The 17,294-nt window shown below is 36.9% G+C and carries 13 protein-coding genes; 9 read left to right on the top strand and 4 right to left on the bottom strand.

Annotated features, from left to right (window positions below):
* Positions 1-2: 2 nt before the first annotated feature.
* The 4 genes from DFR56_RS21015 to DFR56_RS21000 form a co-directional block, all read right to left on the bottom strand.
* Complete coding sequence (locus DFR56_RS21015; protein WP_110397427.1) at positions 3-1,217, bottom strand: hypothetical protein; 1,215 nt, start codon at positions 1,215-1,217, stop codon at positions 3-5.
* An 862-nt stretch (positions 1,218-2,079) separates the two neighbouring features.
* Positions 2,080-2,616: a chromate transporter gene (locus tag DFR56_RS21010; protein ID WP_110397426.1), complete on the bottom strand. Its 537-nt coding sequence runs from the start codon at positions 2,614-2,616 to the stop codon at positions 2,080-2,082.
* 48 nt (positions 2,617-2,664) lie between these two features.
* Positions 2,665-3,231 carry a chromate transporter gene (locus DFR56_RS21005; protein WP_110397425.1) on the bottom strand — a complete coding sequence of 189 codons (567 nt, stop codon included), beginning with the start codon at positions 3,229-3,231 and terminating at the stop codon, positions 2,665-2,667.
* Between the two features lie 101 nt (positions 3,232-3,332).
* A complete protein-coding gene (locus DFR56_RS21000; protein WP_110397424.1) occupies positions 3,333-4,550 on the bottom strand; it encodes an ROK family transcriptional regulator in 1,218 nt (405 codons plus the stop codon).
* A 289-nt stretch (positions 4,551-4,839) separates the two neighbouring features.
* On the opposite strand from DFR56_RS21000, the gene DFR56_RS20995 reads away from it, so the two are divergent.
* From DFR56_RS20995 to DFR56_RS20955, 9 genes are all read left to right on the top strand, one after another.
* Positions 4,840-5,049 (top strand): heavy-metal-associated domain-containing protein, encoded by a 210-nt coding sequence (locus DFR56_RS20995; protein WP_158525751.1) that lies wholly within the window; start codon positions 4,840-4,842, stop codon positions 5,047-5,049.
* A 159-nt stretch (positions 5,050-5,208) separates the two neighbouring features.
* On the top strand, positions 5,209-6,912 hold the full coding sequence (locus tag DFR56_RS20990; RefSeq protein WP_110397422.1) for a methylmalonyl-CoA mutase family protein: 1,704 nt from the start codon (positions 5,209-5,211) through the stop codon (positions 6,910-6,912).
* 20 nt (positions 6,913-6,932) lie between these two features.
* Positions 6,933-9,059 carry a methylmalonyl-CoA mutase gene (gene scpA, locus DFR56_RS20985; protein ID WP_372443010.1) on the top strand — a complete coding sequence of 709 codons (2,127 nt, stop codon included), beginning with the start codon at positions 6,933-6,935 and terminating at the stop codon, positions 9,057-9,059.
* Positions 9,056-10,147 (top strand): methylmalonyl Co-A mutase-associated GTPase MeaB, encoded by a 1,092-nt coding sequence (gene meaB, locus DFR56_RS20980; protein WP_110397420.1) that lies wholly within the window; start codon positions 9,056-9,058, stop codon positions 10,145-10,147. The genes scpA and meaB overlap by 4 nt, the downstream gene beginning before the upstream one ends.
* 60 nt (positions 10,148-10,207) lie before the next feature.
* Entirely contained in the window at positions 10,208-10,780 is a 573-nt protein-coding gene (locus DFR56_RS20975) for a DJ-1/PfpI family protein (protein ID WP_110397419.1), read from the top strand.
* 169 nt (positions 10,781-10,949) lie between these two features.
* Positions 10,950-13,349: a 3-hydroxyacyl-CoA dehydrogenase/enoyl-CoA hydratase family protein gene (locus tag DFR56_RS20970; RefSeq protein WP_110397418.1), complete on the top strand. Its 2,400-nt coding sequence runs from the start codon at positions 10,950-10,952 to the stop codon at positions 13,347-13,349.
* Positions 13,350-13,392: 43 nt separating this feature from the next.
* Positions 13,393-14,568, top strand: a complete 1,176-nt coding sequence (locus DFR56_RS20965; protein ID WP_110397417.1) for an acetyl-CoA C-acetyltransferase — start codon at positions 13,393-13,395, stop codon at positions 14,566-14,568.
* 414 nt (positions 14,569-14,982) lie between these two features.
* Positions 14,983-15,360 (top strand): FAS1-like dehydratase domain-containing protein, encoded by a 378-nt coding sequence (locus DFR56_RS20960; RefSeq protein WP_110397416.1) that lies wholly within the window; start codon positions 14,983-14,985, stop codon positions 15,358-15,360.
* Between the two features lie 24 nt (positions 15,361-15,384).
* Positions 15,385-17,163: an acyl-CoA dehydrogenase family protein gene (locus DFR56_RS20955; RefSeq protein WP_110397415.1), complete on the top strand. Its 1,779-nt coding sequence runs from the start codon at positions 15,385-15,387 to the stop codon at positions 17,161-17,163.
* The last annotated feature ends 131 nt before the right edge of the window (positions 17,164-17,294 follow it).

Raw genomic sequence — 17,294 nt, 5'->3', positions numbered from 1 at the left:
GTCTAATTTTTTATGACCATATCGAGCAAATGACCGAACTTAACAGGGATATCGTGTATAAGTTCAAAAGTCTCATTATGAATTACTAGTAAATGATCAGAATTTTCATCTATTCCCACCATATATATTTCATTATTATTTATATCTTGATATAAAAATTTATAATGGTAATTTTCTCTAATATAATCATTTTCTAAAATTGTAAATGTTGGTTCTTTATCAAAGGAGAATAATCCCAAAGTAGGTATTGTTTTTCCATTATTTTCTTGATACAACATATGTAATGCTGTTGTATCATCTAATAAAAGACTGGTATCCATATCATAATAATAGTCTTGATCAGACAACTCTTGAAAAGGGGAGTATGTTTTTACGTTCAATTCCTGATCTAGTACATAAAGAGCACCTTGTTCGCCTAAAATATAAGCATACTCATTTGTTACAAAAAATGGATAATACTCCCATCCATTTTCCTTGCCATCGAATTGCATAAATTGTGTTTCCCCTATATTGGTGTCAATAATTGCAATAGATGGATTGATAGGGATGCCATCATCATCTACAGTTCCACTTACTGCATACATTATCTTATCACCAAATTGTAAAACTGCCTCACTAGTAGGTTCGTATCCAGGAATTGTCTCCCAACTTTCTTTTGTTGAATAATTTGATATAGAAAGATTGAAATCACCCGATTCTTCATCATAATTTTGTGTACCTGTTTTGTGAGACACGAGTGTTTCAAATAGAACATCCTTACCATAATGTTTAATATGACCAACACCTACATCATAGTTAAAATAATCGATATCCATTTTATTAAACTTTTTTTTATCTATGTCATATTTATAAAACCAATTTTGAATTACTGGTTCACCAAATAAGGAAATATATAATTGATTTAATTCATTTGGCTTTTGGTAAACAGATGCTCTTCGAAAATCTTCATCCAATATCTCATACTCTTGAACAACCTCGCCACTCTTTAATACTTCTTTAATGAGCGTGTATCCTTGTGATACACGATTGTCAGCTGGATACACTAAAAAATACGATCCTTTTTCATTTAATTCTTCGGGTGAAAAATTTTCAATTCCTTCTAGTTTTATTCTATCTTTTTCATTTTGATAGATTGTGAATTTGTAAAAGAAATAAAAAATGATGCTGATTACTAATACGAATAAAAAAATTGCTATAATGAATTTCATCTTTTTCATTTTCTCACCTTATCATTTCACCAATTAAGTTTATTTAATTAAAGTTTACCGGGTAAGCTAGTTTTCCAATTTTTAATTAATCTAGTATTAGCATCTAACCTAATATCTAACGGAATGACTAATGTGTATCCGCCAATTAAAGTACCTCCCGGGCCTTTAAGATCGTAACCAGCGTTTGACCATTGTCTATAAGTTAATTTTGAGTAATATCATTTGTTATTTGTAATGAGAGTGGTTTTAATTCCATACGATTTACCTACTTGATCTTTACCAAAATTTACTGCTTTTTTTCGTTGTGCTGCTTCGATTACCAAATCATCTTTCGTAGATAATACGGCAGTATGACCCGTAGATGATTTCTCTCTCCCAGTATTATACTTACCAATCCATTAATTATTTACCTATTACTATTCAGATACCTAACCGGTATTTTATTTTTTTCTTTATTTTACCTAGATGCATTATTTTCCATTTCAAGATAATTTAAACTATATATTATTATAGAAATTAATTCAACTTTCATTCAATCTATTGTATAAGTAAGGAAAACATAGTGAATTCAACAGTTGAGGCCACGATTAGGTGTTAATCTTAGTGACGAGAGCGATAAAAAACGATATTAGATATTAACCAAATGTATGTTCACTTAGTTGTAGCGTAAGGCGGATAATTGCAGGAGAAAGCGTGACAGTTAAGACTCGGAAGGAAAATGGCGATGAAGTGGTTCGGTGACAAACCGAGGAAAGCGCTCGTCTATAGTGGGGAAAGCAACGATTTCATAAAAATTAATGTTAGGATTAATCCTCCCCTATCTGAATGATGAAATCGACCCATAGAAACAAACATCTTAACCTCATTATTATTAATATAAAACAGCTCCAATAATGCCAGAGAATACAATGACGATCGCAGGATGGATTTTATATTTAATTAAGGCAAGAAGAGCACCCAAAAAAATACATAATGAAGCTAACGTTTGGAAAGAAAATGAATGGAATAACTCATTTGAAATTCCAAATTTAATGGCTGCATAAATTATGAGACCAACAATAACTGGACGTAAGCCGTAAAAAGCAGATTGGACTATTTTATGTTTATTTGCTTTTGTAAAGAAAAACGAGATGAAGAGAATAATAGTTAATGATGGTAAGATCATGCCAAGAGCGGCAACAATAGCCCCACCAATACCAGCCGTTTTAAAGCCGACAAAAATAGCACTATTTGTAGCAATTGGTCCAGGTGACATGCCTGCAATAGCGATTATATCGGTAAATTCACTCGTCGTCATCCAACCGTGTGCCGTTACTTCTTGTTCAATAACAGGGATCATTGCATACCCCCCACCGAATGATACCGTTCCGATAATAACGAACGTTCGAAATATTTCCCATAACAACATCTGTCATCAGCTTCTTTCTATGTAAATAAATACTTTTTGAACAACCTCTTATAAAACGTTATACCCTAAATTTTCTTTCATTTTAACTAAAATAACACCAAAAAAGCCCCCAATAATGATCATGAAAGCAGGATGAAGTGGGGAAGATAGTAAAATAACTATCGTCACAGCCGCGGTTATGAAAGTTGTTTTATCAAGAATTGCCATTTGGCCAATTTTATACCCAGCAAATGTAATTAGCGCAACAATCGCAGGACGAATACCTTTAAAAGCAGCTTCAACTTTAGGATTATCATTAAAATATAAATAAGAGATACTAAGTCCAATCACGATAAGAAATGTAGGAATTAAAATTCCAATCATAGCAGTTACCGCTCCCCAAACACCGGCAATACGATAACCGATAAAAGTTGCTGAGTTAATCCCAATAGCTCCTGGAACAGATTCAGATATAGCGAAGACATCTGCAACATCTTCTGTTTTTAACCATTTTTTTGTCGTCACTACTTCTCTTTCAATTAAAGGAATCATTGCATACCCACCACCAAATGTGACAGGCCCAATTTTTAGAAATGTGATAAAAATTTCCCATAATAACTTCGTTTTCCCGTGCATATAACCCCTACTTTGTTGTAATAAATATACTATGAGTATACCATACTTTTATCTAAAATGGATAAAAGTAAACAAAAATTGAACAAGGCTTTTTATGGTAATTAATTTGGTAAGTAATGTCCTAAAACTAAACTACCTGCTCCTATCGAGGTAGCATTTTCTCCAAGATTCCCACGATTAATGACTATTTCATGGTTTGGATACATTATTTTATTTTTCATTAATGCCGTTTCCTTCACCGTTTCGTAAAATAACTCCATATTCGTATAAGTAGGTCCACCTAAAATAATTAACTCTGGATGAAGAACGTTTATGACATTGGATAATCCAATCCCAGCATAGTATGCTGCATCTTTTATTACTTGACTACATAAGGGATCACCTTCATTGACTGCTTGGCATATATGATCAAAATGAACTTGTTCAATTTGAGAAACTCTTTCTCTTAAAATAGAATCTCTTCCTTCTTTCAACAAGTTAATTACTTCTTCCACAATAGCCGGTATAGAAGAGTAGGCATGAACACAGCCATAGCTGCCGCAAATACATTTTTTTCCGTGTACATTGATAATCATATGCCCTTGACCATATCTCCCTAATTTATCAGAACCCCTTGTCAAATTTCCGTCCATAATCATACCTGTTCGTGTACCTACTCCTTTAATGACATACACGATATTTTGGTACATATTAAAAGAGGTCAGTTGGTATTCTGCCAGCAAAGCAGTATTTACTCCATAATCAATAAACACATCAATACCAAGTTGTTTTTCTAACATATCCTTGATCGGTATTTTTTCCCACCCAGGGGATGGAACGTCAACTGGATCTAAAAGGATTCCATCATCTCGATTTAACGGACCGATTGAGCCGATCCCTATCCCTAAAACTAAGTCTTTTGTTAGCGATTTTTTTTCCATTAATTCAGTAATTTTACTGACGAGAAAAGCGACAATGACGTCGGGAGTTGTCGTTTGATTCAACGATAACCTCTCTTCTTTCAATAAATGTAAATTTAAATCCATTAATAGTAATTTTGTATATGTACGCGAAATATCAATCCCGAAAACATAATAAGTATCAGGCTTTATTTTATATAAAATTGGTTTTCGTCCTCCGCTGGATTCTCCAAAACCCGCTTCAAAAATAAGCTTATGTGATAAAAGCTCATCAATTAATCTTGTACATGTCGTCTGTTTTAATCCGGTAAGATCGATCAAATCCACTTTAGATATTGGGCCATATTCATAAATGAACCGATATAGTTGTCGTAACGTTTTATCTTTTTGTGATAAAGAATCTGTAAACTGTTTAATCATCCGTCTTTTCAACTCCGATATTAGGTGTTAATAAATAAGTATATATAATTAAAACGAGATAATAAAGTAGATTCATCAAGTAGTTTGCAAAACGAAAATTTATTTTTGACTTTTGTATATAATACGATGGACATCATTTTCTCCATCCTTCGTTTACGTAGCTCTAAAGGTTTACTCAAGTCGTTCACTTTTTAGTTCTGTCATTTACTCTTTGGACTATCTTTACCAAAAACATGTTAAAATGACAATAACGACCACGGAATTCAGAAATATAATAGGAGTGATCATCATGGATGTAGAGTTAGAAGTGAAAGGGTTGAATGGTGGGAGGCATAATGAAAAAGAGATAAAAGAAATACTTCTTCATTTAAATGGTGTCAAACATGTGGAAGTACATTTGAATAAAAATATTATTAATGTTGATTATGATCAAACAGTTATCCAGTTGGAAGAAATATGTAATCAAATGGAGGAAAAAGGTTTTCATGTGATACGCTAATTGGATAAGATAAATTGCTTGAAACTAATCTTAAATGGTAAGTCGTTGGGGATGAACGGGGATAAATGAATGCATGAACTGTATTATCACTCCGTTTGTCTGATGGAAACGACCGAATGAGAATGATATACTACAGATTAGATAGGAGTGAAAAATCATATGGTTTCTGAAATGAAAGCATCAAAATTCCAACAAGTGAATGATCAAGAATGGCGAAAAATAGCAATAAAGTCATTACGCGGTCTTCCATTTGAAAAGCTGATAACAAAGACGATCGAAGGTATTGATATTGCTCCGCTTTACACGAAAGAGTATACAGATAACCATTTACAAAACGTTCAGGAAAAAATAGTGCAAACGGTACGGAGTGGAACGGCCTCTCCTAATTGGACAATTGCTCAACAATCATACGCACCAGAAGGCGAGCAATGGATGAAAGAAATAAAAGAGTCATTAGAAAAAGGCAATGAGTCTATCATATATGATGGGAATCGTTCTGTGAACTGGAAAGATGAACAGCTCACTGAAATGGAGAAGCTAGTTCAAAAATATCCAATCTATGCCTTTCATATAAAAGAATCCGACCCATTTTTAACCATATTTTCTAAGATTAATGAAGCAGATCGGAAGAAAGTCAAAGGTGCTATAACAGGTGATGTTCGTTTGCCGAAAGGATATTATTTTGTAAGGACAATGGTTGCTGATCAACTTTCGATACATTATCAAGGTGCAGACATAGTGACAGAGCTTGCCATTGCCCTATCAAAAGCGGTAGAGGAAGCGAAAAATGTTGATTCGTTTACTGCATTTGCAAATCAGTTTTTCGTGCGCTTTGCGGTCGATACTCATTTCTTTATGGAAATTGCAAAAATAAGGGCCTTCCGTATCCTTTGGCAAACTTTAGCAGAAAGCTATGGATACAATAAACAAAGTGCGATACCAGTTTATTCTGAAACATCCTTACGTACATACTCAAAACTTGATCCATATGTAAATTTATTGCGCGCCGGCAATGAAGCGCTTTCAGCAGTACTAGGTGGTACAGACATTCTTACGGTACATCCTCATAATATACTTTCTAAAGTAACACCAACTTCCATTCGGAATGCACGAAATATACAGCTTGTTATTAAGGAAGAGACATTTATTCAATATGTCCTTGATCCTGCTGGAGGTTCTTATTATATAGATAGTTTAACAAATGAATTAATTGAAAAAGCTTGGACCCTGTTTCAAAAAATAGAAGCGCAAGGTGGATATTCCACTTATGTTGCAAGTGGGACCTTAGAGGAAAAATTACAACAACGTAAGAAAGAAAGAATAAACGAATTAAGCCATCATAAAAAGTCTTTAATCGGTACAAATAAATATGCGGATTTATCGACAACACTTACAAAGGAAGAAGCGACGGTAGATGTTGAAGGGAGACTTGCTAAAACTTACGAGGATTTACGCTTGTTTTTTGAAAAGGATCAGCCAAAAGTTGTTTTACTTACATTTGGCAAATTAAAAGAATTTAAACCGCGTGCTGATTTTGTAGCAGGTTTTTTAGCGGCAGGTGGCATAAAAACAGTGTGGAGTCCTGCTTTTGACTCTGTTGAAACAGCAAATAAGTGGATAAAAGAAAATGATTTTGATTACGGCATTATCTGCATTCATCCAAATGAAACAGAACAAGTTATGGTTACTCTCATGAAAGATATTCAAGAAGATAAATGGTTGGATGTCGCTGGCACATATGAAACCAGGCTGCAAGAAGTTTGGATACAGGCTGGAATAGATGGGTTTATTTATAAAGGGCAAGACCAACTTGAAAAACTAACTGCGATAAAAAAACGTTTTGAACAGGAGGTGCGCCGTTGAAAAAGCCTGATTTCAGTCAGATTAAACCAAATAAAATAAAAAATAAATCTAGAATGTTAAGTGAAACTGTCATCCAAACAAATGAAGGCATTGCTATTAAAAATGTCTATGAAAAAGAGGATGTAAAAAATGTTGAACATGTAAATGATTACCCGGGAATCGCCCCGAATACGAGGGGGCCATATCCGACAATGTATGTGACACGCCCATGGACCGTAAGACAATATGCTGGATTCTCAACGGCAGAAGAAAGTAATGCCTTTTATCGCCGAAATTTAGCGATGGGTCAAAAAGGGTTATCGGTTGCCTTTGATCTTGCGACACACCGTGGTTATGACTCCGATCATGAACGGGTACATGGAGACGTTGGAAAAGCAGGTGTTGCCATCGATTCCGTAGAGGATATGAAAATATTATTTGATGGTATTCCTTTGGATGAGATGTCTGTTTCCATGACGATGAATGGGGCAGTCCTACCTGTTATGGCATTTTATATTGTTGCTGCAGAAGAACAAGGAGTTCCACCAGAAAAATTGTCTGGTACCATTCAAAACGATATTTTAAAAGAGTATATGGTGCGAAATACGTATATTTTCCCACCGGAGATGTCGATGAAGATTATTGCCGATATTTTTGAATATACGTCAACATATATGCCGAAATTTAACTCCATTTCGATTTCAGGCTACCATATGCAAGAGGCTGGAGCAACCGCAGATATTGAACTTGCTTACACATTAGCCGATGGGCTTGAATACGTACGAACTGGATTAAAAGCTGGGATCGATATTGATTCTTTTGCGCCAAGACTTTCTTTTTTCTGGGCAATTGGTATGAATTATTTTATGGAAATTGCCAAAATGCGCGCAGCACGAAAAATGTGGGCACAAATGATAAAAACATTCAAGCCGAATAACCCTAAATCATTGGCATTACGAACACACTCGCAAACGTCTGGTTGGAGTTTAACAGAGCAAGATCCGTTCAATAACGTAACGAGAACGTTAATTGAAGCAAATGCGGCAGCGATGGGGCATACGCAAAGTTTACATACGAATGCACTGGATGAAGCGATTGCGCTTCCGACTGATTTTTCCGCACGAATTGCTCGTAATACACAACTTTTCTTGCAAGAAGAAACGTTGATGACAAATGTGGCTGACCCTTGGGGTGGTTCATATTATGTGGAAAAATTAACAGATGAATTAATGGCAAAAGCATGGGATTTAATTGATGAGATTGAAGATTTGGGTGGCATGGCAAAAGCAATTGAAACAGGCTTACCCAAACTGAAAATCGAAGAAGCAGCAGCAAAACGCCAAGCACAAATTGATTCACAAGCAGAGACGATTATCGGAATGAATAAGTATCAATTAGAGGAAGAAGAACCGATTGATATTTTAGATATTGATAATACAGTCGTCCGTGAAAAACAAATCGAACGGATCGAGGAAATCAAAGCTTCGAGAGATGAGGTGGAAGTAGAGCGTCTCTTAAACGAACTGACAGATGCAGCAAAAACGGGTGAAAAAAATCTACTTGCCTGTGCGGTTGACGCTGCACGAGCACGAGCAACCATTGGCGAAATTTCGGATGCAATAGAAAAAGTTTCTGGACGTCATAGGGCGGTGATTCAGTCTGTGAGTGGGGTATACAGCTCAAATTTCTCCAATCAAGATGAAATTGAAGAAGTGAAACAGATGACAGAGGAATTTTTAGAAAATGAAGGACGTAGACCACGCATTCTTGTCGCTAAAATGGGGCAAGATGGGCATGATCGCGGAGCAAAAGTCGTTGCTTCCTCCTATGCGGATCTTGGATTTGACGTTGATATTGGACCACTTTTTCAAACACCAGCAGAAACAGCAGCCCAAGCGGTCGAAAACGATGTCCATGTCATCGGGGTTAGTTCGCTTGCAGCAGGGCACAAAACGCTCGTTCCCCAGTTGAGGGACGAACTTAAAAAACTTGGGCGCGATGATATTTTAATTATTGTCGGTGGTGTTATTCCGGCTCAAGATTATGAAGCATTACGACAAAGTGGTGCAGTTGCTATATTTGGTCCGGGTACGGTCATTCCAGTCGCCGCCCAAATTATTATTGAAGAAATTTATAAGAGCCTCGGATATGAGGAAGTGAAGGAATGACAAATAAAGAAAAGGGCACTGAGCAGGAAAGTGCCTTACATGTCATGGGTGGAGTGACAAGTTCACATGACGGAACGAAACGGACGGCACGCAGAAAATTTGTGAAAAAGGAACAACCTGCTAACATTCATCATCTAGTCGAAAAGATTATTTCTGGATCACGTCTTGAATTAGCACAAGGAATTACTTTAATAGAAAGTGTGCGAAAACAAGATCAATCGTATGCCCAGGAGTTACTGCAAAAAGCATTACCTCATACGGGTGCCAGTGTCAGAATCGGTATCAGTGGTGTTCCTGGGGCAGGAAAAAGTACGTTTATCGAAACATTCGGGCTTATGCTGTGTGAATTAGGTTATAAAGTCGCTGTTCTTGCCATTGACCCAAGTTCGACGGTAACTGGTGGAAGCATTCTCGGTGATAAAACGAGAATGCAAAACTTAGCGAATCATCCGAACGCCTTTATTCGCCCCTCTCCAACGTCAGGCACTTTAGGTGGGGTACACCGAAAAACGCGGGAAACGATGCTTTTATGTGAAGCAGCAGGATATGACGTCATCTTAATTGAGACGGTCGGTGTGGGACAAAGTGAGACAGCTGTCAGAAATATGGTCGACTTTTTTGCCCTCCTCGCATTAACAGGTGCCGGAGATGATCTTCAAGGAATGAAAAAAGGGATCATGGAAATAACGGATCTTATTATTGTTCATAAAGCGGATGGCGAAAATAGAAAGCTTGCTAAAAGAACCGTGCGTGAATATAAACAAATTTTACATTATTTGCAACCAGCTACTCCTGGTTGGCAGTCAACAGCTTTACCCGTTTCCTCTTTACAAAAAACAGGACATAAAGAAGTGTGGGAACTTATTCAGGCATTTAAAGAAAAAATGCTAGAAAGTAACTTTTGGAAAACAAGGCGGCAAGAACAGACGAAAAGTTGGTTTCACGACATGATACATGATCGTCTAATCGAGAGTTTCTTTAATGAAGAAGGTAAAAAGAGAGTCGTATCTGAATTAGAAAAAAGTATATTAAACAGTGATGTAACAGTAACAGCTGCCGTAGAACAATTATTTGCGAAAAAAGTATAATCATCCTCATACGTTTATATGTTGAAAGAAGAATGATAAAGATAAAAATGGGGGTTCGGTATGAAGCAAGTTTTGTGCCTTATTTATCCGAAATATGCTGACTTTCAAATTGCCCATACACTTTTTTTACTTAAAAAATTTGGAAAGATTACGATTACGACAGCATCTATTGACGGCAAAGCGGTGGAAAGTATTGGTAGTTTAAAAACGGAGGTTGACATACCTTTACATAAGGTAGATGTGGCTAACTATGATTTAATCCTGCTTCCAGGTGGAGATGGCATTGCTGATGTTTTACATGAGGAAGTCATTAGTCTTATCCTTAAAAATACCGCTCAGGCAACTATTCCGATTGCTTCCATTTGTGGTGCGGCCGCTTTACTTGCAAAGGCAGAGGTGTTAAAAGGGAAAAAATTCACTTGCTTTATTCATACAGTTCAAGAAAATGAGACAATTTTTGAATTGGCGACATATACTGGGAAAGATATCGAAGTTGACGAACAAATTATCACCGCTAAAGGTACTGCATTTGCAGAACTTGCTGTTTCAGTAGGCGAACAGCTAACTATTTTTAGTAGCTCCAAACAAAAAGATACTCTGTATAACTTTTGTAAAGGGATTAGTATAGAGTAGAATAGGAGTAACTCTTCTATTCTACTTTATAACAGAGTTTTTTATTTTTTTATTGGATATCATTGCGAAAATAAAACAAATCGTCTATGATAGTAACAAGATTACTTTTTTTATTTACCTAATAGTGAATGAGCATTCATTCAAACGATGATGTAAGGAGGATTATGTAATGAGTCAAGTGATTAAACGTGCTGCGGTATTGGGATCAGGTGTAATGGGGTCTGGAATTGCTGCCCATTTAGCAAATATCGGTATTCCGACCATCATGCTTGATATTGTCCCAAGGGAGCTTACGAAGGCAGAAGAAAGTAAGGGATTAACTTTAGAAGATAAGGCTGTTCGCAATCGCCTTAGTTTCATGAGTAAGCAAGCTTTATTAAAGCAAAAGCCATCACCAATTACATCGAAGAAAAGCTTAGACTTAATTGAAATCGGTAACATGGAAGACGATATAGGAAAGCTTGCAGAAGTAGACTGGATTATAGAAGTTGTTGTTGAGAATTTAGCTATTAAGAAAAAGGTTTTTGCCCAAGTAGATGAATACAGAAAAGCAGGAACAATTGTCAGTTCTAATACTTCAGGAATTTCAGTAGAGGCAATGATTGAAGATTGTTCCGAAGACATGAGAAAACATTTTCTCGGTACACATTTTTTCAATCCACCACGTTATTTGAAACTATTAGAAATTATTCCAACTAAGTATACAGATCCTGAAGTCGTTGCATTTATGAAACAGTTTAGTGAAAACGCTTTAGGAAAAGGTGTCGTCGAAGCAAAAGATACACCGAACTTTGTCGCCAATCGAATTGGCACATACGGACTACAAGTAACAGTACAAGAAATGTTGAAAGCTGGACTTTCTATCGGTGAAGTGGATTCTATTACTGGACCACTTATTGGCCGACCGAAAAGTGCGACATTTCGTACATTAGATGTTGTCGGTTTAGATACATTTATCCACGTTGCTAAAAACGTCTATGACCAAGTCGATGGTGATGAAAAAAGAGTATTTGAAATCCCAGCATTCATGCAAGAGATGAATGAAAAAGGCTGGATTGGTGCAAAAGCGAAACAAGGTTTTTATCAAAAACAAAAAGGGAAAGATGGCAGTGTCATTTTACAGTTAAATCCTGAAACAATGGAATATGAAGAGCGGAAAAAACTAAAGACCGCTGCAGTTGAAATGGCAAAACAACAAAAAGGAACGAGAAGAAAATTAAAAGCACTTATTTCTGGGCAAGGAGATAAAGCGAGCGACTTTTTATGGAATATATTAAAGTCGACATTAATTTATTCAGCTGATTTACTTGGAGAAATTGCGGATGATATTACCCAAATCGACAATGCCATGAAATGGGGATTCGGTTGGGAAATTGGTCCGTTTGAAACATGGGATGCAATCGGTTTACGTGAATCGGTAGAACGAATGAAAAAAGAAGGGGCAAACGTACCAGAATGGATTGAGAAATTATTGGCTGATGGCCATGAAACCTTTTATAGAGAACAAAATGGCAATGTCTTTTATTACGACAAAGGAGAATATAAACTAGTTGCCTTTAATAAAAAAGAAATTAATATTCGACGGTTAAAAGATACAAAAGGAGTTATTAAGAAAAATACCGGAGCTAGTTTACTAGATATTGGAGATGGTGTGGCATTAATCGAGTTTACGTCACCGAATAATTCGATTGGACTTGATGTTATCCAAATGATGAATCAAGCGATTGAAGAAGTGGAAAAAAATTATGAAGGTTTAGTGATCGGAAACCAAGGAAAAAACTTCTGTGTTGGGGCGAATTTAGCTCTCATGTTAATGGAAGCACAAGATGATAATTTCTTTGAACTTGATATGGTCGTTCGTCAGTTCCAAAACATGACGATGAATATAAAGTATGCTGAAAAGCCAGTCGTATCCGCACCATTTAATATGGCTTTAGGTGGCGGAGCGGAGATTACCCTACCTGCAGCTAGTGTGCAAGCATCTCAGGAAGCGTACATCGGCCTCGTTGAAGTAGGTGTTGGTTTAATCCCAGGTGGTGGTGGAACGAAAGAGCTTTACTTGAAAATGTTACGCGATATGCCTGAAGGGGTTAATTTTGACTTCATGCAAATGGCGAATACTGTTTTTGAAAGAGTCGCGATGGCAAAAGTGTCCACTTCAGCAGCTGAAGCAAGGGAAAATGGATTTTTAAATAAACATGACGGAATTAGCGTGAATCCAGATCATTTACTTCACGATGCGAAACAACGTGTGTTAGCCCTTGCTCGTTCAGGATATCAAGCACCACAACGTGAGAAGATTCCAGTTGTTGGGGATGCTGGATATGCGGCAATGTTACTCGGTGCAAAAAATTTACAATTAAGTGGTTATGCATCAGAACATGATCTGAAAATTGCGGAAAAACTAGCTTACGTGTTATCAGGTGGTCGGATAAAAGAGGGGACATTGATTGATGAACAAGTCATGCTAGATTTAGAAAGGGAAGCATTTTTAAGTTTAATCGGGGAGCCGAAGACACAGATGAGAATGCAACATATGTTGTTAAAAGGAAAACCGTTGCGTAATTAATAGACTTTATCGTTTTGGATTTGATCAAGAGGGAGGAATTATCGTGAAGGAAGCAGTCATTGTCGCAGGAGCGAGAACTCCTGTTGGAAGAGCAAAAAGAGGTACGCTTGCAAATACAAGACCAGATGATTTAGCTGCTTTAACAGTAAAAGAAACGTTAAAACGTGCGGACAATTATGATGGAAATATTGATGATGTTATTTTTGGTACAGCTATGCCAGAAGCGGAACAAGGCATGAATATGGCAAATAATATCGCAGGTCTAGCTGGACTTAAAAAGGAAACACCCGCCATTACAATTAATCGTTATTGTTCATCAGGATTACAAAGTATTGCATATGGAGCAGAGAGAATTATGTTAGGCCATAGTGATACGATTATTGCGGGTGGCGCTGAATCAATGAGTTTAATTCCGATGGCAGGTCACGTAATTAAACCGAATAGTAAGCTTGTGGAACAAGCACCGGAATATTATATGTCGATGGGACATACAGCAGAAGAAGTAGCGAAACGATATGACATTTCTAGAGAAGAACAAGACGCATTTGCGGTTGAAAGTCATCAACGAGCAGCAAATGCGATTAAAGAAGGGAAATTTAAAGACGAAATTGTTCCAGTAGAAGTGGTCAGTCGTTTTGTCGGTAAAAAGAATAAAATAGAAGAGAAATCGTTGATGTTTGATACAGACGAAGGGGTACGCCCGGATACATCATTAGAAGTTTTAGCAAAATTACGTCCAGCCTTTTCAGTGACAGGGTCAGTGACAGCAGGAAACTCTTCACAAATGAGTGATGGAGCTGCATCTGTATTGTTAATGGATCGAGAAAAAGCTGTTGCAGAAGGATTAACGCCTCTTTTAAAATTCCGCGCGTTTGCAGTTGCGGGTGTTGCACCTGAGGTAATGGGAATTGGACCAATTGAGGCGGTGCCAAAAGCATTAAAACTTGCGGGGCTAGAGCTTTCTGATATTGGCTTGTTTGAATTAAATGAAGCATTTGCCTCTCAATCTGTTCAAGTCATAAAGACGTTAGGACTTGATCCAGAAAAAGTAAATGTAAACGGTGGTGCAATTGCTTTAGGTCATCCACTTGGAATGACAGGAGCAAAATTAACTTTATCGATTATGCATGAAATGAAACGTCGTAATGAACAATTCGGTATCGTTACAATGTGTATCGGTGGCGGAATGGGTGCAGCAGGAGTATTTGAGTTAATGTAAGCAAAATTCTCATGTTCACAGGGAAAAGGGAACGTTCTAGCATTTAGAAAGTCACAAGTAATTAGGGCCTACTAAATAAACAGAACCTTATCTAAATCACTAGTTTGTACCCGTTTTTATCGATATAAAGTGCAAGGAATTTGCCTGTTTTACTATAAAACCTTTGTATTTATATTGAAACTAGTATCTTACTTTAACGAACTATTCTAGTTGATTAGATTAGAGCGAAAAATGACTGGCTCCAGCGGGAAAAGCACTCGATTCTGAAGCCGTGCCCGCTAAAAAGCATGTCGCTTTTCGATGAAAACAACGGTAGGATGGAATGTATTCTATTTGTTCTGTAACCCCTAAATAGTTCATCAAGATGATGCGGAAAGTTTAAAATATCTTAACTAAAGAAGGAGAGATTTTTTAGTGGATATTAAATCAGGAGATGTTTTTACTTGGAAAAAAACGTTTCATGAGACGGAAACTTTAAAATTTGCTGACTTAACTGGTGACAAAGGAAAACACCATATAGAACGGGATGAAAAAGGCCGTTTGATGGTACATGGTTTATTTACTGCAAGTATTGCTACTAAAATAGGTGGCGATTTGAATTACATTGCTCGAGATATGTTTTTTGAATACATTCGCCCTGTATTTACAGGTGACACCATTCAATGTGAATTAAGCATAACGAATGTCGAACAAATGGAAGGGTATAAAAAATTGGAAATACAATCCACTTTTTGTAATCAAGATGGAAAAGAAGTGTTGATTGGAACGAGTAAAGGGATTATAAGAGATTAATATTTTTTAGAAAGGGTGTTTTTAATGGCTAAAGATGTGTTGTTTAAAGGTGGAGCTTTTTTAGTAGAGGATTTAACTGGAGAAGATGTCATTACACCAGAAGATTTTACAGATGAGCATAAAATGATCGCAAAAACGACAGAAGATTTCGTAGAAGGAGAAGTACTGCCTCTCGTTGATCAGTTAGAAAACCATGAATTTGAACATTCAGTTGAATTATTAAGAAAGGCAGGGGAGCTAGGTCTGTTAAGTGCCGATATTCCTGAAGAATATGGTGGCTTGAACCTAGATAAAATTAGTTCCTCTCTTATTACGGAAAAATTTTCACGTGCTGGCGGATTTTCCGTTACCCATGGGGCACATGTTGGTATTGGAACATTACCAATCGTCTTTTTTGGTACTCATGAACAAAAGGAAAAATATTTACCGAAACTCGCAACAGGTGAACTAATCGCTGCATATGCTTTAACAGAACCAGGCTCAGGATCTGACGCACTTGGGGCAAAAACAAACGCTAAATTGAATGAAGCTGGCACTCATTATATTTTAAATGGGGAAAAACAATGGATTACAAACTCCGATTTTGCTGATGTTTTCGTCGTTTATGCCAAAATTGATGGAGAACAATTTTCTGCATTTATTGTAGAACGTGATTATCCTGGAGTATCTGTCGGGCCAGAAGAAAAGAAAATGGGGATTAAAAGTTCCTCCACTCGTACACTCGTGTTAGAAGATGCCGAAGTACCAGTCGGAAATTTACTCGGTGAAAAAGGACGCGGACATATCATTGCTTTTAACATTTTAAACGTTGGTCGTTATAAGCTAGCCATCGGTGGTGTTGGTGGAGCGAAACGAGGGCTCGAGCTTGCAACAAAATATGTCAACGAGCGTAAACAATTTAACCGTCCAATTGCAAGTTTTACGTTAACACAAGAAAAGCTTGGAACGATGGCGTCTGAAGTTTATGCAAATGAAAGTGCCGTTTATCGAACTGTTGGACTATTTGAGCAACGAATGGGAGCATTATCTGACGAACAATTGAAAGACGGACGTGAAATTGCAAAAGCGATTGCCGAATACCAAATTGAATGTTCGATGAATAAATATATGTGTACAGAGTTATTAGACTATGTCGCAGATGAAGCGGTACAAATGCATGGTGGATATGGATTTATGCAAGAATATGAAGTAGAGCGCATTTATCGTGATTCACGTATCAACCGTATTTTTGAAGGGACAAATGAAATAAATCGTTTGCTTGTTCCAGGAACTTTGCTGAAAAAAGCGATGAAAGGGGAACTTCCATTACTTGAAAAAGCACAAGGTCTACAAGAAGAGCTACTAATGATGATGCCAGAAGAAGTTGGCACAGAAGCACTTGAGCAAGAAAAACATTTGGTGAAAAACGCGAAGAAAATTGTATTATTAGGTGCAGGTTTAGCCGCACAGAAATATATGCAAAAACTTGAAGGAGAGCAAGAGATTTTAGCAAATCTAGCAAACATGGTGGCAGAAGTGTACAATATGGAATCAGCCACTTTACGGACAGAAAAAGCAATCAATGCAACTGGAGAAGCGAAAAACAAACAAAAACTTCTTTACACAGAGGTTTACGTTCAAGAAGCATTCAACCGGATTGAAGCGGAAGCCAAAGAAATTTTAATTGCAGTGGAAGAGGGCGACACGTTACGAATGATGTTATCGTCATTACGTAAATTAACACGTCATGACCCAATCAATGTTATCGCAAAAAAACGCGAGATCGCCAAGGTAATTATCGAAGAAGAAAAATATATAGTATAAAAGAATGAAAAATAGCCTCCCTAATGGGTGGCTACACCAAAAGTTAGAGTTTTTATTATGAAGCTGATTGGCTGGATTGAGTTCGGTATTCGACTGGACTCAATCCAGCCAATTTTTCTTTTGATCGTTCA

Origin of the sequence: Pseudogracilibacillus auburnensis (genome assembly GCF_003201975.1) — a bacterium.
Lineage (GTDB): Bacteria > Bacillota > Bacilli > Bacillales > Amphibacillaceae > Pseudogracilibacillus > Pseudogracilibacillus auburnensis.
The sequence above is the reverse complement of the archived record's forward strand: the minus strand, read 5'-3'. Positions and strand labels throughout refer to the sequence as shown.

Excerpts from the sequence above, each read along its gene's own strand:
- DFR56_RS21015 (WP_110397427.1), bottom strand. The coding sequence starts at position 1,217 with ATGAAAAAGATGAAATTCATTATAGCAATTTTTTTATTCGTATTAGTA.
- DFR56_RS21010 (WP_110397426.1), bottom strand. The coding sequence starts at position 2,616 with ATGTTGTTATGGGAAATATTTCGAACGTTCGTTATTATCGGAACGGTA.
- DFR56_RS21005 (WP_110397425.1), bottom strand. The coding sequence starts at position 3,231 with ATGCACGGGAAAACGAAGTTATTATGGGAAATTTTTATCACATTTCTA.
- DFR56_RS21000 (WP_110397424.1), bottom strand. The coding sequence starts at position 4,550 with ATGATTAAACAGTTTACAGATTCTTTATCACAAAAAGATAAAACGTTA.
- DFR56_RS20995 (WP_158525751.1), top strand. The coding sequence starts at position 4,840 with ATGGATGTAGAGTTAGAAGTGAAAGGGTTGAATGGTGGGAGGCATAAT.
- DFR56_RS20990 (WP_110397422.1), top strand. The coding sequence starts at position 5,209 with ATGGTTTCTGAAATGAAAGCATCAAAATTCCAACAAGTGAATGATCAA.
- meaB (WP_110397420.1), top strand. The coding sequence starts at position 9,056 with ATGACAAATAAAGAAAAGGGCACTGAGCAGGAAAGTGCCTTACATGTC.
- DFR56_RS20975 (WP_110397419.1), top strand. The coding sequence starts at position 10,208 with ATGAAGCAAGTTTTGTGCCTTATTTATCCGAAATATGCTGACTTTCAA.
- DFR56_RS20970 (WP_110397418.1), top strand. The coding sequence starts at position 10,950 with ATGAGTCAAGTGATTAAACGTGCTGCGGTATTGGGATCAGGTGTAATG.
- DFR56_RS20955 (WP_110397415.1), top strand. The coding sequence starts at position 15,385 with ATGGCTAAAGATGTGTTGTTTAAAGGTGGAGCTTTTTTAGTAGAGGAT.